This window comes from Streptomyces sp. MnatMP-M17 (assembly GCF_900091995.1).
In the GTDB taxonomy this organism is placed as follows: Bacteria; Actinomycetota; Actinomycetes; order Streptomycetales; family Streptomycetaceae; genus Streptomyces.
On record NZ_FMDK01000204.1, the window covers coordinates 1 to 2,429 of the forward strand.

Annotated in this window: 2 protein-coding genes; both read right to left on the reverse strand. The window is 72.4% G+C overall.

Going from position 1 to position 2,429, the window contains the following annotated elements; genetic code table 11:
• A partial coding sequence (locus tag GA0115259_RS10070) for a BREX system ATP-binding domain-containing protein (protein ID WP_176732494.1) occupies positions 1–642 on the reverse strand: 642 nt, incomplete at its 3' end.
• Positions 643–695: 53 nt separating this feature from the next.
• On the reverse strand, positions 696–2,429 hold a 1,734-nt coding region (gene pglZ / locus GA0115259_RS10075), incomplete at its 5' end, for a BREX-2 system phosphatase PglZ (protein ID WP_107469158.1).

Below are 2,429 nucleotides of genomic sequence, written 5' to 3' on the forward strand. Positions count from 1 at the left end.
GGCGGCCGGGCGGGCCGAGGCCGCGACGTGCGGCTGGCCGCCGAGCCACGCCAAAACCGCAGCAGCGGTCGCCTCGTCGCCGTCCGCGAGCGCGGCCCGGTAGCCGCGCAGAGCGGTGGCGAACGACGGGGCGTGCCGGGAGACCTCGGCGAGCCGTGCGACGAGCAGCTTCTCCACCTCGCCCGGAAGCTCCTCGTCGGTCGCGCCGGCCGCGAGGGCGTCCTCCTCCAGGGCATAGAACCAGGCGTCGACCACGGGCCGCAGGGCGCTGGGCGGGAAACTGGAGGTGGTGAGCCGTTCGGTGAGCCGCCGGTAGACCGTCTCCAGCCGGTGCAGCGGAGTCTCGTTCTCCGAGACCTGGATCTCGGCCACGGCGAAGTTACGGCGCTTGGCCCGCTCCCCCAGCCAGCGGGTGAAGAACGTCTTGCCGGACCCGTACTCACCCCGCACGGCCTTGAAGACAGAGCCGCCGGACGCCACAGCGTCCAGTTCCGCCTCCAGGGCCGCTTCGAACCGGTCGAGTCCGGTGGCCAGCAGGTCGAGTCCGCTGTCGGGTACGGCACCGCGCCGCAACGCGTCGATGACGGTACGGCGGCGGGCGGCGCTCACCTGTGCGGGGCGCTGGGATCCGGTGGTGCTCACAAGAGACCAGTCTTCCATTTCCACGGGCAACCCTGTGCGGGGCCCGAACGCTGTCAGCCCGCTCGGAGGGCGAACTGCTCGCGCAGCAGCGCCTCGTGGAGCCGTAGCGTGCGCCCGTCCGGCAAGGTCTCCAGCACCTGTACGCCGTCGTAGTTGAGGAGCTGTCTGAGGACCGCGGCGAAGCCGTCGCCCCGGGTGGTGGGCATGCCCGCGCGCTGGGCGAGCGCAGTCACGGGCAGAGTGCCGCCCGCGTCGAGCAGGGCGGCGAGGGCCTTGTGGACCTGCTCCTGCTGCGGCTTGCGCGCCAGACCATCGAGCTGTGCCTGATACGTCTCCGAGTCGAGCAGCACCGTCACGAGCGCCTCGGTCCGGGAGACGACGACCGGCGTGAGCAGGGCGTCGTCTCCTCCGACAGTCAGCGCCACGTCGAAGAGCGCCTCGGGCAGCGTCCCTGGTCCGGGTTGCTTCTTCCGGGGCTTCGCGGTCTCCTTCTTCGGGGCCGCGCCGGCCATCTGAGCCGCACGCTCCTCCGGAACCGGCTTCCCCGCCTCCTCCGGGGCCCACCAGACCGGCCGCTGGTCCCCCAACTCCCGCCAGCCCTTGGGCGGTTCCGCCCCGAACGGCAGAAAGGCAAGCACCGGAATGGTGAACTCGGCGAGGGAAGCCCCGCCGTGGTAGCCCGCCTTGAGCGCGGTGTAGCGGGAGTCCGCGTCCCAGAGCGCGACGATGGATGCGCCGGATTCGGACCACACCACGCGCGGCCCGGAAAGGGCGATCTCCCGTTCGCCGAGCGGGCCGCCGCCGGGCAGGCGGTGCCGGGCGGACGCGGGTTCGGTGGCCGCGTCGGCCTTCGTGCCGTGCCGGTCGACTACGTGGCCGTGGTCGCTGGTGACGATGACGGCCATGCCCTGGGCCGCAGCTACCCGGAGCAGGTCACGCAAGCCCGGTACGTCATCGACCCGCCAGGCTCCGTCGCCGAGTTTCTGTTCCTTGGCGAGGCGGTCGTCGATGGCGTTGAGGACGACGGCGACATGGGTCCTGCCGTCGGTGAGCGCTTCCGTGAGGGCCGGGCCGAAGGTGTCGCCCGCGGTCTCGGTGCGCAGGTCGTCCTTGTGGAAGACGGCGGCCGGTGCCCCGCTCCACAGCTTCAGCGCGGGGAAGAGCCTCTTCTCATCGGCCTGGGTGCCCTTCATCAGGGTGCCCGCGAAGAGCGACGTCCGGGACACAGCCGTCACGGTGGGGAGGGCGGCGGCCATCGCCCGCCGACGCGGAGTGTCCTCGGCCAGCGGGTCGAACTCCGCCCAGGAGCGGCGCAGTTCCTCGCCGAGTTCGTTCGCTATGGCCGCGCTCATGCCGTCGAGCACGAGCAACAGCACCCGCCGCTCCTCCCCGCGCCGGACGACGGGCCCGACCACCCGGTCGAGGAAGGTCTCGACGGTGAGCATGCCGCCAGGCCGAGCGCCGTCCTGCGTCCAGCCGGCCAGCGAGCGCGCGAAGGACGCGTCGATCTGCCGTCGCCGGTCCCTGACGCGCGTGCCCAGCGTGTCGTAGGCGGACTTGAGAACGGAGTCCGGGTCGCCGCCGGCCTCGATGTGCTCCAGGGCGAGGTCGGCCCAGCCGGTCTCGGCGATGTGCCGCTGTATGGCGTCGGCGACAGTGGGGGCATCGGCGGACGGGTCGGTGGCCAGCCAGAGGGCGAGACGCTCACCCATGCGGGCGCGTTCGATGCGGGCGGACTCCTCCGGATCGCTGGCGAGCCTGTGGACCGCGAGCCGTCGCACGGCCTC